General features: G+C 65.8%; 23 protein-coding genes, 1 tRNA gene and 1 pseudogene. 8 read left to right on the top strand and 17 right to left on the bottom strand.

Translation table 11 applies throughout. The features are described 5' to 3' along the window. On the top strand, window positions 1-198 hold a 198-nt coding region (locus V6M48_RS07675), incomplete at its 5' end, for an alpha/beta hydrolase family protein (protein WP_332811943.1). A gap of 115 nt (window positions 199-313) precedes the next feature. Here V6M48_RS07675 and purQ read toward each other — a convergent pair. After that, entirely contained in the window at window positions 314-979 is a 666-nt protein-coding gene (purQ, locus tag V6M48_RS07670) for a phosphoribosylformylglycinamidine synthase subunit PurQ (RefSeq protein ID WP_332811942.1), read from the bottom strand. Next, window positions 976-1,215 (bottom strand): phosphoribosylformylglycinamidine synthase subunit PurS, encoded by a 240-nt coding sequence (gene purS / locus V6M48_RS07665; protein WP_332811941.1) that lies wholly within the window; start codon window positions 1,213-1,215, stop codon window positions 976-978. The genes purQ and purS overlap by 4 nt, the downstream gene beginning before the upstream one ends. 125 nt (window positions 1,216-1,340) lie before the next feature. On the opposite strand from purS, the gene V6M48_RS07660 reads away from it, so the two are divergent. From V6M48_RS07660 to xth, 3 genes are read left to right on the top strand one after another with little or no spacing between them, the layout of a single operon-like run. Next, window positions 1,341-1,490 (top strand): hypothetical protein, encoded by a 150-nt coding sequence (locus V6M48_RS07660; protein ID WP_332811940.1) that lies wholly within the window; start codon window positions 1,341-1,343, stop codon window positions 1,488-1,490. A 45-nt stretch (window positions 1,491-1,535) separates the two neighbouring features. Further along, complete coding sequence (gene erpA / locus V6M48_RS07655) at window positions 1,536-1,871, top strand: iron-sulfur cluster insertion protein ErpA (protein WP_332811939.1); 336 nt, start codon at window positions 1,536-1,538, stop codon at window positions 1,869-1,871. Between the two features lie 54 nt (window positions 1,872-1,925). Beyond that, on the top strand, window positions 1,926-2,708 hold the full coding sequence (gene xth, locus V6M48_RS07650) for an exodeoxyribonuclease III (protein WP_332811938.1): 783 nt from the start codon (window positions 1,926-1,928) through the stop codon (window positions 2,706-2,708). Between the two features lie 21 nt (window positions 2,709-2,729). On the opposite strand, the gene V6M48_RS07645 is transcribed toward xth, so the two are convergent. From V6M48_RS07645 to lptF, 5 genes are all read right to left on the bottom strand, one after another. Next, window positions 2,730-3,086: a hypothetical protein gene (locus V6M48_RS07645; RefSeq protein ID WP_332811937.1), complete on the bottom strand. Its 357-nt coding sequence runs from the start codon at window positions 3,084-3,086 to the stop codon at window positions 2,730-2,732. A 125-nt stretch (window positions 3,087-3,211) separates the two neighbouring features. After that, window positions 3,212-4,354, bottom strand: coding sequence for an N-acetyltransferase (locus V6M48_RS07640; RefSeq protein WP_332811936.1), 1,143 nt, complete (start codon window positions 4,352-4,354; stop codon window positions 3,212-3,214). Between the two features lie 30 nt (window positions 4,355-4,384). Then, window positions 4,385-5,089: a sterol desaturase family protein gene (locus tag V6M48_RS07635; RefSeq protein WP_332811946.1), complete on the bottom strand. Its 705-nt coding sequence runs from the start codon at window positions 5,087-5,089 to the stop codon at window positions 4,385-4,387. A gap of 215 nt (window positions 5,090-5,304) precedes the next feature. Continuing rightward, window positions 5,305-6,399: an LPS export ABC transporter permease LptG gene (lptG, locus tag V6M48_RS07630; RefSeq protein ID WP_332811945.1), complete on the bottom strand. Its 1,095-nt coding sequence runs from the start codon at window positions 6,397-6,399 to the stop codon at window positions 5,305-5,307. Between the two features lie 45 nt (window positions 6,400-6,444). Next, on the bottom strand, window positions 6,445-7,647 hold the full coding sequence (gene lptF, locus V6M48_RS07625) for an LPS export ABC transporter permease LptF (protein ID WP_332811944.1): 1,203 nt from the start codon (window positions 7,645-7,647) through the stop codon (window positions 6,445-6,447). A 132-nt stretch (window positions 7,648-7,779) separates the two neighbouring features. Between lptF and V6M48_RS07620 the strand changes: the two genes are divergently transcribed. The 3 genes from V6M48_RS07620 (at window position 7,780) to V6M48_RS07610 (ending at window position 10,232) form a co-directional block, all read left to right on the top strand. Next, the gene (locus V6M48_RS07620; RefSeq protein ID WP_332811935.1) at window positions 7,780-8,283 is read left to right on the top strand and encodes a DUF2141 domain-containing protein; all 504 of its coding nucleotides are present in this window, start codon (window positions 7,780-7,782) and stop codon (window positions 8,281-8,283) included. 3 nt (window positions 8,284-8,286) lie between these two features. Next, window positions 8,287-9,258: a diacylglycerol/lipid kinase family protein gene (locus V6M48_RS07615; RefSeq protein ID WP_332811934.1), complete on the top strand. Its 972-nt coding sequence runs from the start codon at window positions 8,287-8,289 to the stop codon at window positions 9,256-9,258. Between the two features lie 71 nt (window positions 9,259-9,329). Then, window positions 9,330-10,232, top strand: a complete 903-nt coding sequence (locus tag V6M48_RS07610) for a hypothetical protein (RefSeq protein ID WP_332811933.1) — start codon at window positions 9,330-9,332, stop codon at window positions 10,230-10,232. Here V6M48_RS07610 and V6M48_RS07605 read toward each other — a convergent pair. The 10 genes and pseudogenes from V6M48_RS07605 to V6M48_RS07560 form a co-directional block, all read right to left on the bottom strand. Next, window positions 10,189-12,189 carry an ATP-binding protein gene (locus tag V6M48_RS07605; RefSeq protein WP_332811932.1) on the bottom strand — a complete coding sequence of 667 codons (2,001 nt, stop codon included), beginning with the start codon at window positions 12,187-12,189 and terminating at the stop codon, window positions 10,189-10,191. The two genes, V6M48_RS07610 and V6M48_RS07605, sit on opposite strands and share 44 nt — an antisense overlap. 151 nt (window positions 12,190-12,340) lie before the next feature. Continuing rightward, entirely contained in the window at window positions 12,341-13,543 is a 1,203-nt protein-coding gene (spt, locus tag V6M48_RS07600; RefSeq protein WP_332811931.1) for a serine palmitoyltransferase, read from the bottom strand. Beyond that, on the bottom strand, window positions 13,540-13,788 hold the full coding sequence (locus tag V6M48_RS07595) for an acyl carrier protein (RefSeq protein ID WP_332811930.1): 249 nt from the start codon (window positions 13,786-13,788) through the stop codon (window positions 13,540-13,542). Before V6M48_RS07595 ends, spt begins: the two co-directional genes overlap by 4 nt. Window positions 13,789-13,891: 103 nt before the next feature. After that, entirely contained in the window at window positions 13,892-14,830 is a 939-nt protein-coding gene (locus tag V6M48_RS07590) for an NAD-dependent epimerase/dehydratase family protein (protein WP_332811929.1), read from the bottom strand. Beyond that, window positions 14,815-15,849, bottom strand: a complete 1,035-nt coding sequence (gene cgtA / locus V6M48_RS07585) for an Obg family GTPase CgtA (RefSeq protein WP_332811928.1) — start codon at window positions 15,847-15,849, stop codon at window positions 14,815-14,817. Before cgtA ends, V6M48_RS07590 begins: the two co-directional genes overlap by 16 nt. A gap of 94 nt (window positions 15,850-15,943) precedes the next feature. Beyond that, window positions 15,944-16,522 carry a GNAT family N-acetyltransferase gene (locus tag V6M48_RS07580; RefSeq protein WP_332811927.1) on the bottom strand — a complete coding sequence of 193 codons (579 nt, stop codon included), beginning with the start codon at window positions 16,520-16,522 and terminating at the stop codon, window positions 15,944-15,946. 167 nt (window positions 16,523-16,689) lie between these two features. After that, a complete protein-coding gene (gene rpmA, locus V6M48_RS07575; RefSeq protein ID WP_332811926.1) occupies window positions 16,690-16,959 on the bottom strand; it encodes a 50S ribosomal protein L27 in 270 nt (89 codons plus the stop codon). Between the two features lie 295 nt (window positions 16,960-17,254). After that, window positions 17,255-17,599 (bottom strand): annotated as a pseudogene (gene rplU, locus V6M48_RS07570) (50S ribosomal protein L21); the annotation flags it as partial. 161 nt (window positions 17,600-17,760) lie between these two features. Beyond that, complete coding sequence (hspQ, locus tag V6M48_RS07565) at window positions 17,761-18,147, bottom strand: heat shock protein HspQ (RefSeq protein ID WP_332811925.1); 387 nt, start codon at window positions 18,145-18,147, stop codon at window positions 17,761-17,763. 102 nt (window positions 18,148-18,249) lie between these two features. Beyond that, on the bottom strand, window positions 18,250-19,047 hold the full coding sequence (locus V6M48_RS07560; RefSeq protein WP_332811924.1) for a DODA-type extradiol aromatic ring-opening family dioxygenase: 798 nt from the start codon (window positions 19,045-19,047) through the stop codon (window positions 18,250-18,252). A gap of 157 nt (window positions 19,048-19,204) precedes the next feature. Here V6M48_RS07560 and V6M48_RS07555 point away from each other — a divergent pair. Beyond that, a tRNA-Ser gene (locus tag V6M48_RS07555) sits at window positions 19,205-19,294 on the top strand. The last annotated feature ends 262 nt before the right edge of the window (window positions 19,295-19,556 follow it).

Genomic DNA, 19,556 nt, shown 5'->3' with positions numbered 1-19,556 from the left:
GGCTCGAACGACACTGTTGTCCTTCCCGAGCAGAGCAGCAATATGGCCAACGCGCTGCGCAAGGCCGGGAAGGCGGCCGAGCTACTGACCCTCGATAAGGCCGATCATTGGCTGCTGAATGGCGAGACGCGGCTGGCGATGCTCGAGGCGGCGTACAAGTTCATCGAGCGGCACAACCCGCCCGACCGCGTCGAGTGACGGTACCGATCGGGTAGGGCAGGCTGCGGCTGGATGGGATCGAAGCCTGCATTATCTCCGTGCGACACCGCCTTGCTTCTTACAAAAGCCGGTGCCCACCTCGGCGCCTTAGGATCTAGCCGAGCGCCTCCAAAATACCTTCGAACAGCCGTCGTCCGTCGCTCCGGCCATGCGCCGCTTCGATCATCCGCTCGGGGTGCGGCATCATGCCAAGCACGTTGCCGTCCGCGTTGAGGATACCGGCGATGTTGCGCGCCGAGCCGTTGACCGGCGCGGCATAGCGGAACGCCACCCTGCCTTCGCCTTCGAGGCGATCGAGCGTCTCCTTGTCGGCCGTGTAATTGCCGTCATGATGCGCCACCGGAATGACGATCTGCTCGCCCGCGTTGTAGCGGCTGGTGAAGGCGGACTGGCTGTTCTCGACAGTGAGCGGAACGTCGCGGCAGACGAAGGCGAGCTCGGCGTTGCGCATCAGCGCCCCCGGGAGCAGCCCCGCCTCGGTGAGGATCTGGAACCCGTTGCAGACGCCAAGCACCGATGTGCCGGCGTCGGCGGCCTTCTTGACCGCACGCATGATCGGCGAATTGGCGGCCATGGCGCCGGAGCGAAGATAATCGCCGTAGGAAAAGCCGCCGGGCACGGCGATCAGGTCGAGGCCTTCGGGGAGCTCGGTCTCACGGTGCCAGACCATCACCGGCTCGTTTCCGCTGACGTCGCGCAACGCGACTGCGAGATCGCGATCGCAGTTCGACCCCGGGAAAACGATGACGGCGCTCTTCATGCATGCACCTCCCGCTCGATCCGGAAATTCTCGATCACCGTGTTGGCGAGCAGCTTGCGGCACATCGCCTCGATGTCTTCGTCGCTGACGCTTTCGGCGAGATCGAGCTCGATCATCTTGCCGGCGCGGACGTCGTTGATTCCCGAAAAGCCGAGGCCCTCGAGCGCATGATGGATGGCCTTACCCTGCGGGTCGAGAACGCCATGCTTCAGCGTGACGTAAACGCGGGTTTTCATGGCCTTGCTCCACTGTCTGGCTGATGCGGCGCTCTATGGCGGTTCGGGTTCACCCAGACAAGCATTCACCCGGATTTCACACATTCGTGACATGGCTAATGGAATTTCATGTTCGGAGACGGGCGATGATGGGACTGGCGCTGCTGATGTTCATCGGCCTCTTCGCCTTCGGCGGAGAGCTGCTGGGCTGGTCGGACCAAGGCGGTCATGTCCAGCTCGGCCTGTTCATGGCCTTCCTTTTCGGGATCATCTGCGGCTATCGGACCCGTGGCTGAAGCGGGCGGCTTGTTCCGGCCCCTTCGCTGCCTTATCTTGAGACTATGAGTCAAACCCAGGATATCGCCCTTACGCCCGCAGCAGCCTCACGCGTCGCGGCGATCGCGAAGCGCCAGGGCAAGCCGGCGATCCTCCGGCTTGCCGTCGACGGCGGCGGCTGCGCGGGCTTCCAATATCGCTTCGATCTCGCTGACGGCGTCGCCGGCGACGACCTCAGCACTAGTCAGGACGGCGTCACCTTGGTGGTCGATCCGATGACCCTCGATCTCGTCCGCGGCAGTGCGGTGGATTATGTCGAATCGCTGGGCGGGGCCGCCTTCCAGGTCACCAATCCGAATGCGGTGTCGGGCTGCGGCTGCGGCTCGAGCTTCTCGGTTTAGCCGCTCAGCCAAGTCGCGCTTTGAACCCCGCACGTGCCGGGCTAAGCCCCGGCAATGAAGATCGTCAGCTATAACCTCAATGGCATCCGCGCGCGCCTGCCGCGGCTCATCGAATATCTCACCGAGCAGCAGCCGGATGTGGTCTGCCTCCAGGAGATCAAATGCGATGACGACAGCGTTCCCGCCGCCGATATCGCCGCGGCCGGCTATCACGGCATCTGGCATGGGCAGAAGGGGTTCAACGGCGTCGGCATATTGACGCGCGAGGGCCAACCGCAGCTCCGCCGAATCGGGCTGCCGGGCGATCCTGACGATAGCCACAGCCGTTATATCGAGGCGGAGGTCGCCGGCGTCGTGGTCGGATCGATCTATCTGCCCAACGGCAATCCGGTCGGCACCGAGAAATTCTCCTATAAATTGGCGTGGATGGACCGCCTCCGCGCGCATGCGCTGGAGCTGCTCGCGATCGAGCGGCCGGTGGTGCTCGCGGGCGACTGGAACGTCATTCCGACCGACAGCCACGACGATGTCTTCTCGGTTCGCGCGATGGCGCACGACGCGCTGATGCAGCCCGAAAGCCGCGCCGCGTTTCGGCGCATCCTCAACCAGGGTTGGACCGACGCGATCCGCGCGCGCTATCCGGAAGGGGCGGTCTATACCTTCTGGGATTATCAGGCCGGCGCCTGGCAGCGTGACGCCGGCTTCCGCATCGACCACCTTCTGCTCTCGCCGCACGCCGCCGATCGCCTGCTCGATGCCGGCGTCGACAAGGATTATCGCGGACGCGAGAAGGCGTCCGACCATGCCCCCACCTGGGTCGAGCTCGAGGGGGATTAGGCGCGGGAGCAGCTTCGGCGGCTAGTTCTTCGGCGCGCCCTGCGGCGGCGCCGAGCCGACCTGCGGCGGGGGGACCGGCTCGCCAGCCGTGTGCGGTTTTGCCCCGGTTGCCGGCCCCGGCTGGTGCGAGGGCGCGGGAGTCCCTTGGCCCGCCGCATTGCCTGCCGCTTCGAGTGCCTGCTGGGCGGGCGAATTGGGATCGCTGAGCGACCCGCTGTCGCCCTGTTGCTCAATGGCGTTCGCCTGATCGAGCAGCACATTGGCTGCCGCCGGGTCGCTTTGCTCGGCTGCTTCCTCGAGCTTCGAGGAGGTGTTGCTTCCGCAAGCGGAGAGCAAGGCGATCGCCGCGAAAGAGGCGGCGTGAACGGCAAATCTCATAGGTCTCGTCCTGCGTCGGGGAGGTGCGATCGCAGTAACGTGGATGAGGGCGTCACGGGTCCGGCGAAAATTCGGAAAAGAAGGGTTTCCGCCGCTGCGGCGGTATGGGTGTTCGACCCCGCGGCTCAGAGCGGTTTTTCGTAAATCCGATAGATGCGATTGATATGGCTTTCGATCGCGTCAGCGATCGAGCGCATACCCGCATTGTCGTCGAGGATCCAGCCGATCTCGCTGCGGCTCGAACTGTAGCGCTTGAGCGCGCCGCGGCGGGTATATTCGATCATCATGAAGGCGAGTTGGCTCGCAAGGCGGGTCGATTGCAGTCGCTTCAAGACGCCCATCAGCGCTACTCGCATCGTTCGGACCTGCGGCTTGCGCAGCCGCCACAGGAGTTTCGCCCAGCCGAACGGAAACAGCTTTCCGTCGAGGTCCTTGATCAGCTCGTTCATGTCGGGAAGCGTCATCATGAAGGCGACCGGCTCGCCGTCCAACTCGGCGACGCGGATCAAATCCTCATAGACGAGCGGTTTCAGCTTCTTGGCCGCATAGGCGATTTCGGCATCGGTCAGCGGGATGAAGCCCCAATTGGTGGACCAGGCATCGTTGAGGATGCCCAGGATCAGCGCCGCCTCCTCGTCGAAGCGCGACTTGTCGACCTTGCGGATACGGATCCGCTCGTTGCGGTCGCCGCTCGCAACGATGCGCTGGACGATCGGCGGCATGGCGACGGTAATGTCGAGCTCGTAGGTCAGGAGATCCTTCACCCCACGGTAGCCGGCCGCCTCGATCCATCCCTCATAGTCCGGGCTGTTGTGGCCCATCATCAAGGTCGGGCTGTGATCGAAGCCCTTGATCAGCAGGCCGGGCTCGTCCCAGATCGAAAGGCTGAACGGCCCGAGCGAACGCGTCATGCCCTTGTCGCGCAGCCACTGCTCGGCGTGCGCGATCAGCGCTTGCGCCGTCGGCTGATCCTGCGCCTCGAACATTCCCCATTGCCCGGTGCCGGCGCCCATCGTCTCCAGCACCAGCCGATCGACCTGCGCGGAGATGCGGCCGACAGCGCGGCCGTCGCGCTCGGCGAGGAAAAACGCCGCCTCTGCATGCTCGAACCAGGGGTTCTTGCCGGGGGTTATGAGCGCGCGCACTTCGCTTTTGAGCGGCGGGATCCAGTGCGGATCGGCGGCATTCAGCCGATAGGCCAGATCGACGAATGATTTGCGGTCCGCCGCTGAGGCGACGGCGCGGACGAGGGGCGGCGCAGCGTTCATTCCGTAGTCGCCCGAGCGGGGCCGAGTGTCTTAGCGCTCGCGCCGTCGCGGATGCGCCGTTTCGACACCGCCGGAAAGCTCAGCCACCTTGGGCCAGCGGCGCGCGATCTCCGGCGTGTAGCCGAGGTTGAATACGGTCGGGCTCTTCTCCGGCCGCTCGGTGCGATCGTAGAAGGTGCCGAACAGCTTGTCCCAGAGGAATGTCGTGATCCCGTAATTGCCATTCTCGTCGTGGAAATGGTGGGCCATGTGCCGCCTTTTCATCTCGGCAGTCCATTTCGATTTCGGCTTGTAGGCGAGATGCTGGATGCAGTGGCAGAATTCGTAGAAGCAGGTCGTCAGCAGGCCGGTCGCGAAGGCCGCGCAGGCGCCGCCGAAGCCGCCGATCGCATAGCCGAGCGGGGCCGTCGCGATCGCGATCGTCGGCAGCGTGGTGTGCAGCGCGCCGAACAGCACCTCGAGGTGGTTGGGATCCTGATGATGATCATAATGGATGCGCTTCCAGGTCGCGGCGAGCGGCGCGATCTTGAACATCCAGCGGCTGTGCAGCACCCATCGATGGAGCACGTACCAGATGAACGGGTAGATCAGCGCCGCCGCGAGCACCGCGGTCACGGTCGGCAGCAGCGGGGCAGGGCGCTCGACATAAAGGCCGATGGCGACCAGCGCGAGCAGGGTATAAGCGATGATTGCCGGATATTGCGCATAGGCAATGACCAGTTCGCGAAGCGTCATCTTGTCGAGGTGATGAGTCCGCTTCCAGAAGGACGGCCGCACCGAAGTCGCGAATTTCACCCTATATTTCCCTTTACCTTCATTCGCTTGGTCGCCGCGCCTTGTTCAGCGCGCCCGCAAGGGCGCACCTGCAGTTCGACCATATGGGACGGTGCTGATGCAAGCGCAATGCGGCGGATTCGCGGCAATTGCAGCCGATCCGATCATTCTGCCGATCATTCTTCGGTGCGAATCAACACCGTCTCGCCGATCAGCAGGAAGAGCAGAAACGGGGCCCAGGCGGCGAGCAGCGGCGGGTAGGCTCCGAAATTGCCCATCGCGAGCGCGAAATTGTCGACCACGAAATAGGCGAAGCCCAGCGCCATGCCGATGATCGCGCGCAGGAACAATTGCCCCGAGCGGGCAAGCCCGAACGCCGCCACGCCGGCGAGCAAGGGCATCAGCACGGCCGAAACCGGTCCGGACAGCTTGTGCCACAGGCTCGCCTCGAGGGGCCCGGTCGGACGGCCGGCACGCTTCAACTCCTCGATCGACCGCTTCAGCGTCATGAAATCCTGCTGGTCGGCGGAGACTCGCGCAAGCGTGAACTGATCCGAGGTGATGCCTTGCCCGACGGTGGCCGACGGCGCCGTTCGGACCGTCCCGGTCGTGACATCGAAGCTCTTCGCCGGCGAGAGGCGCCAGCCCCCCTCGGCCTGCCGCGCGTCGACGCCGCTGATCGTGCCCGTCAACGTGCCGCCCTCGCGGTGGTAAACGGTCACGTCCCGAAGCCGAGTCGTCGCTCCTCGGCCGTAGACCTGGCGCGCATGGACCAGATCGTCGCCGTGTTTGACCCAGACGTTCTCGATGACCCCGGATTCGGGAGGAACGCGGCCATAGTCGACCGCGGCCCAGCTGCTCAGCGCGGCGGTGGCGCGTGTCACCACCCGCTCCTGGAAGACGAATGTGACGATGGCGATGCCGATGCTCGCGACGACCAGCGGCGCGATGATCTGATGCGCCGAAATGCCGGCTGCCTTCATGCTGATGACTTCGCTGTGCTGATTGAGCGTCGCGAGCGTGATCAGCGTTCCAAGCAGGACCGAGAAGGGCAGGAAGCGCGCGATCAGCTGGGGAAAGCGCAGCGAGACATAATACCACAGCTGTGCGTCGCCATTGCCGGGCTGCGCGAGGATCTTGCCGGATTCGCCGAGCAGGTCGAGCGTCTGCAGGACGAGCACGAGCGCCGCCAACACGGCGAAGCTGCGGACGACGAACATCCGCGACATGTAGAGCGCGATCCGCCGTGACGGGAAAAAATGGAGATTGATGTTCATCGGGTCCCGCTCATCCGCCGATCATGATGCGGCCGAACATCATGCCGCACGCGCGGGGCGGCGCCCGAAGCGGAACACGCTCATCACCGCCTTGACAGCTTTGGCCGTTCCGCGCTCGAGCGCGCCGATCGGCTGCCCGCCGGGCCGATGCGCCAACACCCAGTACATCCACATGATGAGGGCGGCGAACACGAGGAACGGTGCCCATAGGGCGATCAGCGGATCGATCCGCCCCTGCGCGCCCATCTGCTCGGCATATTGGTTGATCTTGTGATAGGTCACCACCATCACGATCGAGACGAAGATGCCGAGGCTCGACGAACTCCGCTTGGGCGGGATCGCCAGGGCGACGGCGAGCAAAGGCAGCAGCAGCATCATCACCACTTCGACGATCCGGAGATGCAGGTTGGCGCGTACCGAATCGCGCAGCGCATCCCCGACATTCGGCGCCTGCCCGATCCTGATCAGCTCCGGTAGGGTCAGTTCCTGATTGCCGTCGCCGCGGCCGCGGAACGCCTCGATCGTCGGCAGGTCGATTGGCAGATCGTGGTTCTCGAAGCTCAGCACGCGCGGCGCGCGATAGCGCGGCGAATCATGCACCAGCCGGCCCTTGCTCAGGCGGAGTATGATCGTGTCGGGATCGTCGGTGGCGAGAAACGCACCGCGGTCGGCGGTCACCGCGAGCGTCCGCCCGTCGCTGCTTCCTGCACGCACGAACACGCCGTGCAAGTGCCGGCCCTGGTCGTCGCTGCGTTCGATGCGCAACGTCATTTGCTTCCCGAGGTTGGTGAACTCGCCGACCTTTATCGAAGCGCCGAGCGCGCCGGAACGAAGCTCGAAGCGCAGCCCTTCATATTTGTAGCGCGCATAAGGCTGGATGAAGCCGACGATCGCAAGGTTCAGAAGCATGAGCCCGACGGCATAATAATAAGGCACGCGGAGCAGCCGGCCATAGCTCAGGCCGACCGCGCGCAGCGTGTCCAGCTCGGAAGACAGAGCGAGCCGGCGGAACGCGAGCAGGATCCCCAGCATCAGGCCGATCGGAATGCCGAGCGAGAGATATTCCGGGATGAGGTTGGCGAGCATCTGCCAGACGACGTTGACGGGTCCGCCCTCGCTGACCACGAAGTCGAACAGCCGCAGCATCTTGTCGAGCAGCAGCAGCATTGCCGCCAAGGTCAGTGTGCCGATCAGGGGGATCGCGATCAGCCTTGCCACATAACGGTCAATTTGCGTGCCGATACTCAACTTTTGGTCGCCCCATCACCACATTTTGGCCGCAACAATACTCGATCTGGGGGATACATGGGGGCTTTGAGAACACCGGCCATGCCCTTTGACGGCAAGGCTATAGCTTCCTGGAGCATTTTGGTCATGTTGAAACTGTTTGTACCGATCGTTGGGATGGCGCTGGCCTTCGTCGCGCCTGCCGCCGCCGCCCAGGCGGCGCTCGGCCCCGATGCGGCGCTGTGCCAGGGCGAATCCGGCCGCCCGGCGGTCCTCGTCACAATATCCGGCTTCAAGGTCGCTGCAGGCAAGCTGCGCGTGCAGCTTTATCCGGCCAATTCAACCTTCCTGGCGAAGGGCAAGTGGCTACGGCGCATCGATCTGCCGGTGATGGGCAATGGCCCGATGCGGGTCTGCGTCGCCGTGCCGAAGCCGGGCGAATATGCGATTGCCGTCCGTCACGACACCAAGGCCAATGGCTCCGACTGGAACGATGGCGGCGGCTTTTCGCGCAACCCGAAGCTGAGCATCCTGAACTACAAGCCGGATTATCGGCAGGTCGCGTTCCCGGTAGGCTCGGGCGTCCGTCCCATCGACGTGATGCTGAACTACCGCAAAGGCTTGTCGATTGGCCCGGCGAGGCAAGGCTGATCGATGGCACGCATCGCGCTCCTTTCGAACCCGAGATCGTCCGGGAACAGGTCGCTGCTTCCCCGGGTGAGGAGCTTTTGCGCCGAGCATAACGACATCTTCCACTATGAGGTGGAGCATGTCGATCAGATCGGCGTAGCGCTTCGGACGATCGCGCTGGTGCAGCCGAGCGTGCTCGTAATCAATGGCGGCGACGGCACGGTTCAGGCGGCATTGACCGAACTCTATCATGGCGGTCACTTCGGCGACGCGATCCCGCCGGTTGCGGTGCTTCCGAACGGCAAGACCAATTTGATCGCGCTCGACCTTGGTGCGGGCGGCGATCCGATCGTCGCGCTGGAGCGGGTGCTCGAGCTCGTCCGCACGGACATGGTCCCCCACATCGTCTCGCGCGCGCTGATCGCGCTGACCGACGGCTCGGCGCAAAAGCCGGTGCTCGGCATGTTCCTCGGCGGCGCCGGTCTTGCCGATACGATGCTGTTTTGCCGTCACAAAATATATCCGCTTGGGCTGCCCAACGGCTTCAGCCATTTGCTGACCGCAATGGCGGCGATGTTCTCGATCCTGTTCGGCTTGCGCGCAGCCTTCCTCCCGCCGCGGCCGAAGCACATGACGATCTCGGTCGTGCGCCACGGCCAGATCCAGGGCCGCTTTGCTTTCCTGATGGTGACGACCTTGCAGCGGTTGCTGCTCAAGGGCCAGCTGCCGAATACCGCGGGGCCGGTCGGCGCGTTGCAGCTGATGGTCATCGAGCGGCGGCGATCGGCACTGCTCCGCGCATTGTTCGCGGCCGTGATTGGCAAGCTCGGCAAATATCGGATGGCGGGGGTCCACCTCGAGCACGGCGACGAGATCCGTATCGAAGGCGAGCATAGCAATGTCATTCTCGACGGCGAATTGTTCCAGACGAGCAGCGGCCACCCGATCGTGCTCAAGCCCACCGCGCCGGTTCCTTTCCTGCGCCTCGCGGCGTAAACCGGCCGGCGATGGTGGCTCGGGCGCCTCGCGGCGACGCCGCGCCTTCATCGGATGGATGCGAGCGCTTCATGTCCGGGATCAGGGAGATCGTCAGGGCGGAGTTGACGGAGCCGGTCGATCCGCGCGTCGCGGAGCTGGCGGCGGCGGTCGCCGCCACCTATCCCGGGGCCGCGCGGGCGGTGCTTTTCTATGGCTCCTGCTTGCGCGAACGCAAGCTCGACGGCTTGATGCTGGATTTCTACCTGATCGTATCGAGCTACGCCGCGGCTTATCCACGCACATGGCTGGCTGCCGCCAACCGGCTCATCCCTCCCAATGTCTTTCCGTTCGCTGACAATGGCCTCAGCGCCAAATATGCGGTGCTGAGCGAAGCCGATTTTGCGCGCGAATGCAGCGCCGCCGCGCGCAGCGTCTCGGTCTACGCCCGCTTTGCCCAGCCTGCCCGGCTGGCCTGGGCCGCCGACGATGCGGCACGCGCGAGCGCGGTCGCGGCGGTCGCCTGCGCGCCGCAGACCCTGCTTGCCTTGGCGCGCGCGGCGATGACCGATGAGGAGGCCAGCGATCCCCTGGCGATCTGGCGCCGCGGCTTCGCCTTCACCTACGGCGCCGAGCTGCGCGCCGAACGATCGTCGCGATCCGATGCGATCGTCGCGGCAGATCCGGACCGTTATCGCGGGCTTGCTGCGGCGGCCGGGTTCGAACCCGGGCCCGGCAATGGCGCGCCGGATTCCAAGGTGCGGGCGAAGGCGGCGCTTTACTGGCGTCGGATGCAGCGCAAGGGCAAGGCGCTTTCGGTGCTCCGGCTGGCCAAGGCGAGCTTCACTTTCGCTGGAGGGATCGATTATCTCGCCTGGAAGATCAACCGCCATGCCGGAACGGACATCGTCATTGCCCCCTGGCAGCGGCGCTGGCCGCTGCTCGGCGCGCTCACTCTGCTGCCTCGCTTGTTGAGTCGGGGGGCAATTCGCTGAGCCGCTTCGCGAACGCGGCCGAGACCGCGCCGGCAAGGGCTGAGACGGTGAACGGCTTGCGCAGGAGGTCGTAGCCGCTGAGGTCTTCGCCATCGCTCGCCTCGCCGACATAGCCGGTGACGAACAGCAAAGCGATCTGCGGATACTGGCTTGCGACGATGCGCGCGAGCTCGGGGCCGGTCATCTCCGGCATCATCACATCGGTGATGATCAGGTCGATGCGATCACTGGTCGCCAGTATCTCCAGTGCTTCCTTGCCGCCGGCACAGGCGATCGGGACATAGCCCAGTTCCTCGAGCGAACTCACCGTTGCGCGGCTGACCCGCGGATCATCCTCGACGACCAGGATCGAGCTTCCGGCTCCGACCAATGTCGGCTCCGCATCTTGGGCGCTGATCTGCGCCGCCTTCTCGGCGTGCTGGCGCGCCGCCTCCAGCGAGCGCGGCAGGTAGATGGCGACGGTCGTGCCGACATCCGGAGTTGAGGCGATCGTGACGTCTCCGCCCGACTGCCGCGCGAAGCCGAAGATCTGGCTGAGCCCGAGGCCGGTGCCCTTGCCGACCGGCTTGGTGGTGAAGAACGGCTCGAACACCCGCTCGAGATGCTCCGGCGCGATGCCGATGCCATCGTCGGTAACGCTGATGCGGACGTAATCTCCGGCCGGAAGATCGCCCACCTCCTCGTCGGCGAGGCTGACATTGTCGATGATGATGTCGAGCTGCCCCTGGCCGTCCATCGCGTCACGCGCATTCACCGCCAGATTCAGGATCGAATTCTCGAGCTGATGGGCGTCGACCCAGACGTGCCACGGCTCCTCGGCGAAGCGGGTGCGGACGGTGATGCGCTCGCCGATCGAACGGTCGACGAGGTCGAGCATGCTTTCGACGAGCTCGGCCGGCGCCACGCCTTCGGGGAGCAGCGGCTCCGAGCGGGCGAACGCCAGCAGCCGCCGGGTCAGCGCCGCTGCCCGGGTCGCGCCCTCCATCGCATTGTCGAGATGGAACTCGATCTCGCGCTTGGGGCCGCGCAGCTTGCGCTTCGCAAGGTCGAGGCCGCCGACCACGACCGCGAGCATGTTGTTGAAGTCATGCGCGATCCCGCCGGTGAGCTGGCCGACCGCCTCCATCTTCTGGACCTGCCGCAGCTGCGCCTCGGCCGCGGCGCGTTCCGCCGCCTCGGCCTGCAGCCGCTGGTTGGCATCGCGCAGCTCGCGCGTGCGCTCCTGCACCGCCTGCTCGAGCGTCATCGCCCGGTTCGCTTCATTTTCGGCATCGCGCCGGGCAACCAGCCGTTCGGCGATCGCCTGATAAGCGGCGAAACCGAGGACGATCGCGCCAAGGCCGATCAGCAGGCCCACCCAGCCGAGCCATTCGGTGAGCTTGTCCGCCTGTGCCGCGAACCGCTGCGTCTCGGCCATTCGCTGGCGCAAGATGTCGCGTTCCTGGGTGGCGATCGCGTCGAGCTGCTTGCGCAGTGCCGGGCCGGTGGGGAGGAGGCCGGCCTGGTAAAAGGAGGGAACGCCGCCGCCGGCCTGCTTGCTCGCCACCCGCTCGGCGGCCACGGCAAGCTCGGTCCCGCGCTGCAGATACAGCGCTTCGAGCCTTGCGACCTGCACCTTTTGCAGCGGATCATTGTGGACGAGCTGCTTGAGCTGCCCGATCTGCCGTCCGGCGAGCAGCCATTCGTTATAATAGACGGTGCCGGTCGGCTGCCGTTCGTCGAGCACGAAACGGCCAAGGGCTGCCTCGGCGCGCGCGACTGTGGCGTCGACGGTGCGGGTCAGCAGCACGACGTCATAGGCGTGGCGTTCCCACGCCAGGGCATTGTCGCGGTTGCGGTTGGAGATGGTGACCATCACCACCAGCGCGATCAGAACGATCGTCGCGGCGAATGCGCCGAAACTTGCCCAGCCCCGCCGCCACGAGCCCGGGGATGCCTCCTCCGGCGCAGCGTCCATTCGTATCTCCCCAATAGGGGGTCTATCCTAGTTCAACGAAATAAGGGTGGAAAGGTTATCGGTCGCTTAAGCCGAACGCCTGGGCAAGAATATCGCGCAAGTCGATGCTCCGGTCCTCCTCGATCAGAGTCAGGTGGCGATCGCTCGAAAGTCAGGCGATGCAGCCGGTCGCCTTTCCGGCCGTGGCGAAGATCTCGAGGATGCGGCCGACCTGTTCGTCGCTATGCTCGGCGCAGAGCGAGCAGCGCAGCAGATACATGCCGGCCGGCGTCGCCGGCGGACGGGCCATGTTGACGTAGACTCCGCCCTCGAGCAGCGCCTGCCACATCAGCACCGTGCTCTGCTGGTCGGGCAAGAGGATCGCGATGATCGCCGACTGCGCTTCGGGCGTGGCGATGTTGAAGCCAAGGCCGCGCAGCCCCTCATGGAGGCGGCGGCTGTTCTTCCAGAGATGGGCGCGCTTGTCGCCGGCATGGCGCAGCTTGCGGATCGAGGTCGCCGCGGTCGCGACCACGGACGGCGGCAGCGAGGCGGTGAAGACATAGGGGCGGCAGACGAGGCGCAGCACCTCGAACTTGGGATGGTTCGAGACGATGAAGCCGCCGACCGTGCCGACCGATTTCGAAAAGGTGCCGATCACGAAATCGACATCGTCCTCGACCCCGGCCTCTTCGAACACGCCGCGGCCGTTGGCGCCGAAGAAGCCCATGCCGTGCGCCTCGTCGACCGCGATCATCGCCTTGTGCTGCTTGGCGACGGCGACCATTTCGCGCAGCGGCGCGATATCCCCCAGCATCGAATAGACGCCTTCGAGGACGACCAATCGCCCGCCTTCCGCGGGGAGGCGGCCGAGGCGCTTGGCGAGGTCCTCGACGCTGTTGTGGCGAAAGCGCACGATCTGCGCATTGCCGAGCGCGCAGCCGTCGTAGATCGAGGCGTGGCTGTCCGCGTCGAGGATGATGTAATCCTCCTTGCCCGCGATCGTCGACATCAGCCCGAGATTGGCCTGGTAGCCGGTTGAGAAGACCATCGCGTGGCGCGTGCCGTAAAATTCCTTGAGCGCCTCCTCGCATTCGCGGTGGCTCTGATAGGTGCCGTTGAGGACCCGGCTGCCGGTGGTGCCCGAGCCATAATCGTCGAGCGCCTTCTTGCCGGCAGCGATCACGTCGGGGTCGAACGTCATTCCCATATAATTATAGGTGCCGAGCAGGATCGTCTCGCGGCCCTCGATGATCGCGAGGGTCGGAGAGAGCACCTTGTCCATCACGATCCCGAACGGATCGCGCACGCCGGTGTCGAGCAGTGCCTGCCGTTCGGCAATCAGCGCGTCGAACTTTGAGAAGAGGTCGGTCATCCCTCGTTCTTGAGCTCCTCGACCGCATCGACGAGCTGGCCGACCGTCTCGATCTCCGCCTGCATGTTCATCGTGATCAGGATATCGAACTCGTCCTCGATCGCGGCGACGAAATCCATCACCGTCAGGCTGTCCCACTCGAGGTCGCCGGCGAAGCTCGTGGCTTCGGTGAGCGCCATGTCCTTCTTGTTGAACGGCTCGATCAGCTCGGCGACTTTCGCGAAAGTCTCTTCTCTGTCTGTCATGGCAGGCCTTTATGTCCGGCCACCGCCTCTGCCAAGCGAATTGGGCGGCGGTGTGTCGTCAACATGGCAGCGTTATTGGCCGCGTGCTCGGGTTTCGCGCCGCCTAGCGCAGCCAGCCCGCATCCCGGTACCATTGGGCGGTGCTGACGAGGCCGGCCGGGGTATCGATCTGCGGCTCCCACAAAGGGGAGGGAGGGCGGCGTTCGGCGGTCACGACCCAGTCGGGATGACAGAAATAGCGCACCCGGTCGGCGGTGAGCTTGGCGTTGGCGCGGCGCAGCAGGCGGTCGAGCCGCGCCGTGCCGCGGAGCAACGGCCGCGGCAGCGCGAGCGCCATCGTCCGCTTGCCGAGCGCATCGCCCAACGTGCGCGCGAAATGGCGGTGCTCCCAGCCGGTGGTGCGGCCGTCGTCCGGCTCATAGGTTTCGGAGACGGTGTCCGGTTCATCGAGCACCGCGAGGATCAAGCGGCAGAGATCCTCGACGTGGATCAGCGAGAAGTGGCCGCGCGGGGGCAAAGCGACGATCCCGCGCCTGGCCATCTTGAACAATTCGAGCGTCTCGCGGTCGCCCGGGCCATAGACCGCCGGCGGACGGATGATCGTCCATTCGAGCCCCGACGCGGCGACCAGCCGCTCCGAGCGCGCCTTGGACCAGCCATAGTCGGACAGCTGCGGCTCGCGCGCGGCCAGCGAAGAGACATGGATGAAGCGCCGCACCCCCGCCGCGCGCGCCGCATCGATCATCGCCGCGACTCCAGCGACGTTGACGGCGTCGAACTCCTGCTTGCTGCCGTTGATCACCCCGGCGATGTGAATCACCGCGTCGGACCCGGCGGCGAGCTTGACCAGGCTGTCCGGCCGGTTGAGCGCGCCATCGACCCAGGCGACCTCGTCCTCGGGCGGCTTCCATCCCCGCGTCAGCGCCCGGACGTCGTAGCCCGAGGCGCGCGCGAGCTGGAGCAGATGCTGGCCGACGAATCCGGTCCCTCCGGTGACCGCAAGCGTGCGGGTCTTGCGATGCTTGTTCAGAGCGGCGACCATGCGTCGGCCTGCGCCGCCTCGTCCTGCTCCTCGCGCATGTCGAGATGATCGAGGATGGCGTCGAGCACCGCCTCGGTTCCCGCGCCCGAGGCGCCCGACACGCGCAGCACGGCCTGGCCGCATTCGGCTTCGAGCTCGGCCGCGAGCGCCTCGATCAGCTCGTCGTCGATCGTGTCGATCTTGTTGAGCGCGACCACCTCGGGCTTGTCGACGAGCTCCGCCCCATAAGCTTCGAGCTCGTCGCGCACCGTGCGATAGGCCGCCGCCACGTCCTCGTTGCCGGCATCGACGAGGTGGAGCAGCACCCGGCAGCGCTCGACATGGCCGAGAAAACGGTCGCCGATCCCGGCGCCGTCGGCGGCGCCCTCGATCAGCCCAGGGATGTCGGCAAGCACGAACTCGCGCGCGCGATGGCGGACGACCCCGAGCTGGGGATGCAATGTCGTGAACGGATAGGCGCCGACCTTGGCATTGGCGTTGGTGACGGCGTTGAGGAAGGTCGATTTGCCGGCGTTGGGCAATCCGACCAGCCCCGCATCGGCAAGCAGCTTGAGGCGCAGCCACACCCACATCTCCTCGCCCGGCCAGCCGGTGCCGTGCTGGCGCGGTGCGCGGTTCGTCGAGGTCTTGTAGCTCGCATTGCCGCGCCCGCCGTCGCCGCCGCGCAGCACCACGACCTGCTGCCCCGGCGCGGTGAAGTCGGCGAGGACATGCTCCTTGTCGTCGCTCAATATCTGGGTCCCGACCGGCACCTTGATCAGCAGATCACTGCCCCCGGCACCGGTCTGGTTGCGTCCTGCGCCGCCCTTGCCACGCTCGGCGCGGAAATGCTGGGTGTAGCGAAAGTCGATCAGGGTGTTGAGGCCCTCGACCGCTTCGAAGATGATGTCGCCGCCCTTGCCGCCGTTGCCGCCGTCAGGACCGCCATATTCGATATATTTTTCGCGGCGAAAGCTGACGGCGCCGGGGCCGCCGGCACCCGAACGGATCGAGATCTTGGCTTGGTCGAGAAAATGCATGAGCCGGATGTAGGCGAGCCAAAGCGCCGCGGCTACCCCGCAGCCGCCCGTCCGCGGCAGTCGCCGCGGCCGCGCTTGCGGGAATTGCCGGCGCTTAGGCCGCGATCATCCGGTCGCCGCAGGCCTGGGCGAATGCCTGCTGCGCTTCGGCCGCCTCGCCAGCGAAGGCGAGCGTGTAGAGCTTGGCCGGCGCGGCGCCGCCTCGGCCCGCGCTGTAGCGCGGCTCGATGATGTCGCTGGTCCGAAAGCCGATCTTCTCGAGCACTCGGCCCGACGCCGGATTGTCCAGGAAATGGCTCGCCGCGAGCCGCTTCAGCCGCAGCGAATCGCGCGCCAGCGCGACCATCGCCGCCGCGGCCTCGGTCGCATAGCCGAGCCCCCAATGCGGCCTCGAAATCCAGAAGCCGATTTCTGTCTCGCCATCCGGCCCGCGTCCGAGGCCGACGCCGCCGATCAGCTGCGCCGCGCCGCGCGTGCGGCGGAACACGAGCAGGCTGGTCTCCTCGGGCCTGCGCCTGGCTGCGACGAACGCCTGCGCGTCGCCCGCGCCATAAGGCCAGGGTGCGGTGGCAAGATTGCGGACGATCGCCTCGTCGCCGATCGCCTGCGCGAGGGCAGGGGCGTCCTCGCTCCACGAGGGCCGCAGCAGCAATCTTTCGGTTCGCGCGAACATGATGACCTCTCTTCCTTCGCGCCGCTCCTTGCCCAGCTTGGGTGACGGTCCGGCGACAATTTCGAGGGAGGCAATAAAAAAGGGAGAAGGGGGTGGCCCTTCTCCCTCGAATCGGTTCGCTCAAACCCGGGCCGCCCCTCGTGAGGACGACCCGTCAGCGATCGTCCTTATTCTGCCGCTTGCGCTTGCATGTCTACGCAGACGAACTTGCGCCCGAGCTTGCCGTCACGGAACGCGACGCGGCCGGCGCTGAGCGCGAACAAGGTGTGATCCTTGCCGATGCCGACATTCGTGCCGGGATAATATTTGGTGCCGCGCTGACGTACGATGATGTTGCCGGCGAGCACGGTCTCGCCGCCGAACTTCTTCACGCCAAGGCGCTTGCTCTCTGAGTCGCGCCCGTTGCGCGAGGAGCCGCCTGCTTTCTTATGTGCCATATCCGCTTACGCCTTCGTCTCGTATCCGTTGGTCTTATTCGCCGTCGTCTTTGGCGGCCTTGCGGGGGCGCTTAGCAGCAACTGGCGAGTCTGTCATCTCGCTCTCCGCACCCTCGACCTTGAGCGGCGCCTGAACATGGGCTTCGCTGTCGGCCGGCGCGTCCGCATCCGACTTCTTGGCGCGCGGCTTCTTGGCCGCTGCCGCCGGAGCCGGGGTCCCAGTTTCGACCGCAGTCTCAACTGCCGCCGCGGCGGGCGTCTCGGTGGCGGGCGTTTCGGCCGGTGCCGCTTCGTCGGCGGGCTTGGCGGCCTTGGCTTTCTTCGGCGCCGGCTCGGCACGTTGATCGCCGATCGCGACGATCCTCAGGATCGTGTGCTGCTGGCGGTGGCCCTTCTTGCGGCGGTAATTGTGCCGGCGGCGCTTCTTGAAGACGATGACCTTCTCGGCCTTCGCCTGAGCGATGATCTCGGCGGCGACGACAAGGCCGTCGGTCGAGCGCAGCTCGGCGCCTTCCCCTGCCAGCAGGACGTCGCCCAGCTGGATGGTGTCGCCGGCTTCACCGGCGATCTTCTCGATGACGATCTTGTCTCCAGGGGCAACGCGATACTGCTTGCCGCCCGTGCGCACGACTGCGAACATGGCTTTATCAAAACCTTCTAAAGTGATCCGCGCAAAGCAAAGGCCGCAGCCTCAGGCTGCGCGGGAAGTGGGGCTGCTACTTGAGCAGGTCGGGCCTGTCAATGTCAAAGCCCGCCGCGCTTGCCTCTGGAAAGCAGCTGCCCGCGAGCACGCGTGACGCTCTAATGCTTGTGCTCGCGCCGCAAATTGTAGCGCCCGTTGGCATAATCATCGAAGATGCCGCCGATCGCCGGGTGGTCGACCGGCTCCTTATTGTCGTCCGGCACCAGATTCTGCTGGCTGACATAGGCGACGTAGCTGCCTTCGCCATTTTCCGCGAGCAGATGGTAGAAGGGCTGGTCCTTGCTCGGGCGCACTTCCTCGGGAATCGACTGATACCATTCCTCGCTGTTGGCGAAGACCGGGTCGACATCGAAGATCACGCCGCGGAAGTCGAACACGCGGTGGCGGACGATCTCTCCGATCGCAAAATCGGCATGAGCTATCGGCGGCGCCACCGGCGGGGCGGTGAGCGGAGCGCTCGCAGGGATGGGATCATGTCTCGGCATCATATTCCCTATGTAGGTCACAATGCACGAGAGGCAAGAAAGGGCCCAGAATCAGGCCCCGGCCGACGTTGCGATGCGAGGATATGAAGCAGCCGAGCCGCCTCACGAGAAGCGGAAACCGGAAATCGCGGTCTCCATCACATGGCCGGAAAAGACCCGCTCGCCAGGTCCTTCGGAGGCGCCAGCGGCGACCATCAGCGGCAACAGATGCTCCTCGCGCGGATGCGCGACCCGCGCGGCCGGCGCATCGCCCCAGTTGAGCAGGGCCTGGACGCGCGCGCCTGCGTCGGCCTCGGCCGCCTCGGTCAGCCAGGCGTCGAACGTGTCGGACGGCGCCGTGAAGCGGCTGTCGTTGAAGCCGCGCATATTGTGGAAGCTCATGCCGGAACCGAGGATCAGCACGCCATCGTCGCGCAGCGGCGCCAGCGCGCGGCCGGCGGCGATGTGCAGCGCCGGATCGAGGCCCTGCTCGACGGACATTTCGACGATCGGCACGTCGGCGTCGGGAAAGGCGACCTTGAGCGGAACGAACACGCCGTGATCGAGGCCGCGGTCGGGATCGATCGACGCCGGCAGCCCCGCTTCCCGCAGCAAGGTCGCCGCGCGTGAGGCCAGCTCGGGGGAGCCGGGCGCCGCGTAGCGCAACTCGTAGGTGTGCGGCGGGAAATTGTAATAATCGTAGATCAGCTCGGGCGCTTCGGCGCCGGTGAAGCAGAAGCCCTCGGTCTCCCAATGGCCCGAGATGATCAGGATCGCCTTTGGCCGCTCGGCCAGGCTTTGCGGAAGGCCGCGCAGGAACGTCTCCATGCTCGTCCAGCGTCCGGTGGGATCGTCCATGAAGAAGCACGGTCCGCCGCCGTGCGGGATGAACAGGCTGGGGAGGGGGCTCGTGTCCGGCATCTTCGTTCCTCTGTGCTGCCACCTATGTAGTCGCGGCAGCGCCGACCGCAACATATTGCTGTGGGCCAGCCGGCCCTCGCTTGGCAAGCGAACGACGCTGCGCTAGAGCCCGCGCCGCGTCGACCGCCCCGCTTCGCTCGGGGTCGCCCTGTCTTGCGGAGAGGTGCCAGAGTGGTCGATTGGGACGGTCTCGAAAACCGTTGTGCCCGCAAGGGTACCGTGGGTTCGAATCCCACCCTCTCCGCCAGCGCTGCCCCCCGCAGCGCGGGGCTCAGCACTGGCGAATAGGGCCGGGTAAGAAGCCACCGGGTTCGAGCAGGAGCCGCGGCGACGCGGCGGAGACGACCGCGCGAAGCGCGGGCAATCCCACCCACTCCGCCAACGTCCGCCTCGCAGCACGGCGCCCAGCGATGGCGAACAGGACCGGGTGAGAAGCTACTGGGTTCGAGCCGGAGCGGCGGCAACACGGCGAGACGACGCCGCCTCCGAGGGCTTGGTTGGAGCTCCGG

Source organism: Sphingomonas sp. (assembly GCF_036677245.1).
Lineage (GTDB): Bacteria > Pseudomonadota > Alphaproteobacteria > Sphingomonadales > Sphingomonadaceae > Allosphingosinicella.
Note: the sequence above shows the minus strand (reverse complement) of the source record. Positions and strands in the feature narration are given on the sequence as shown.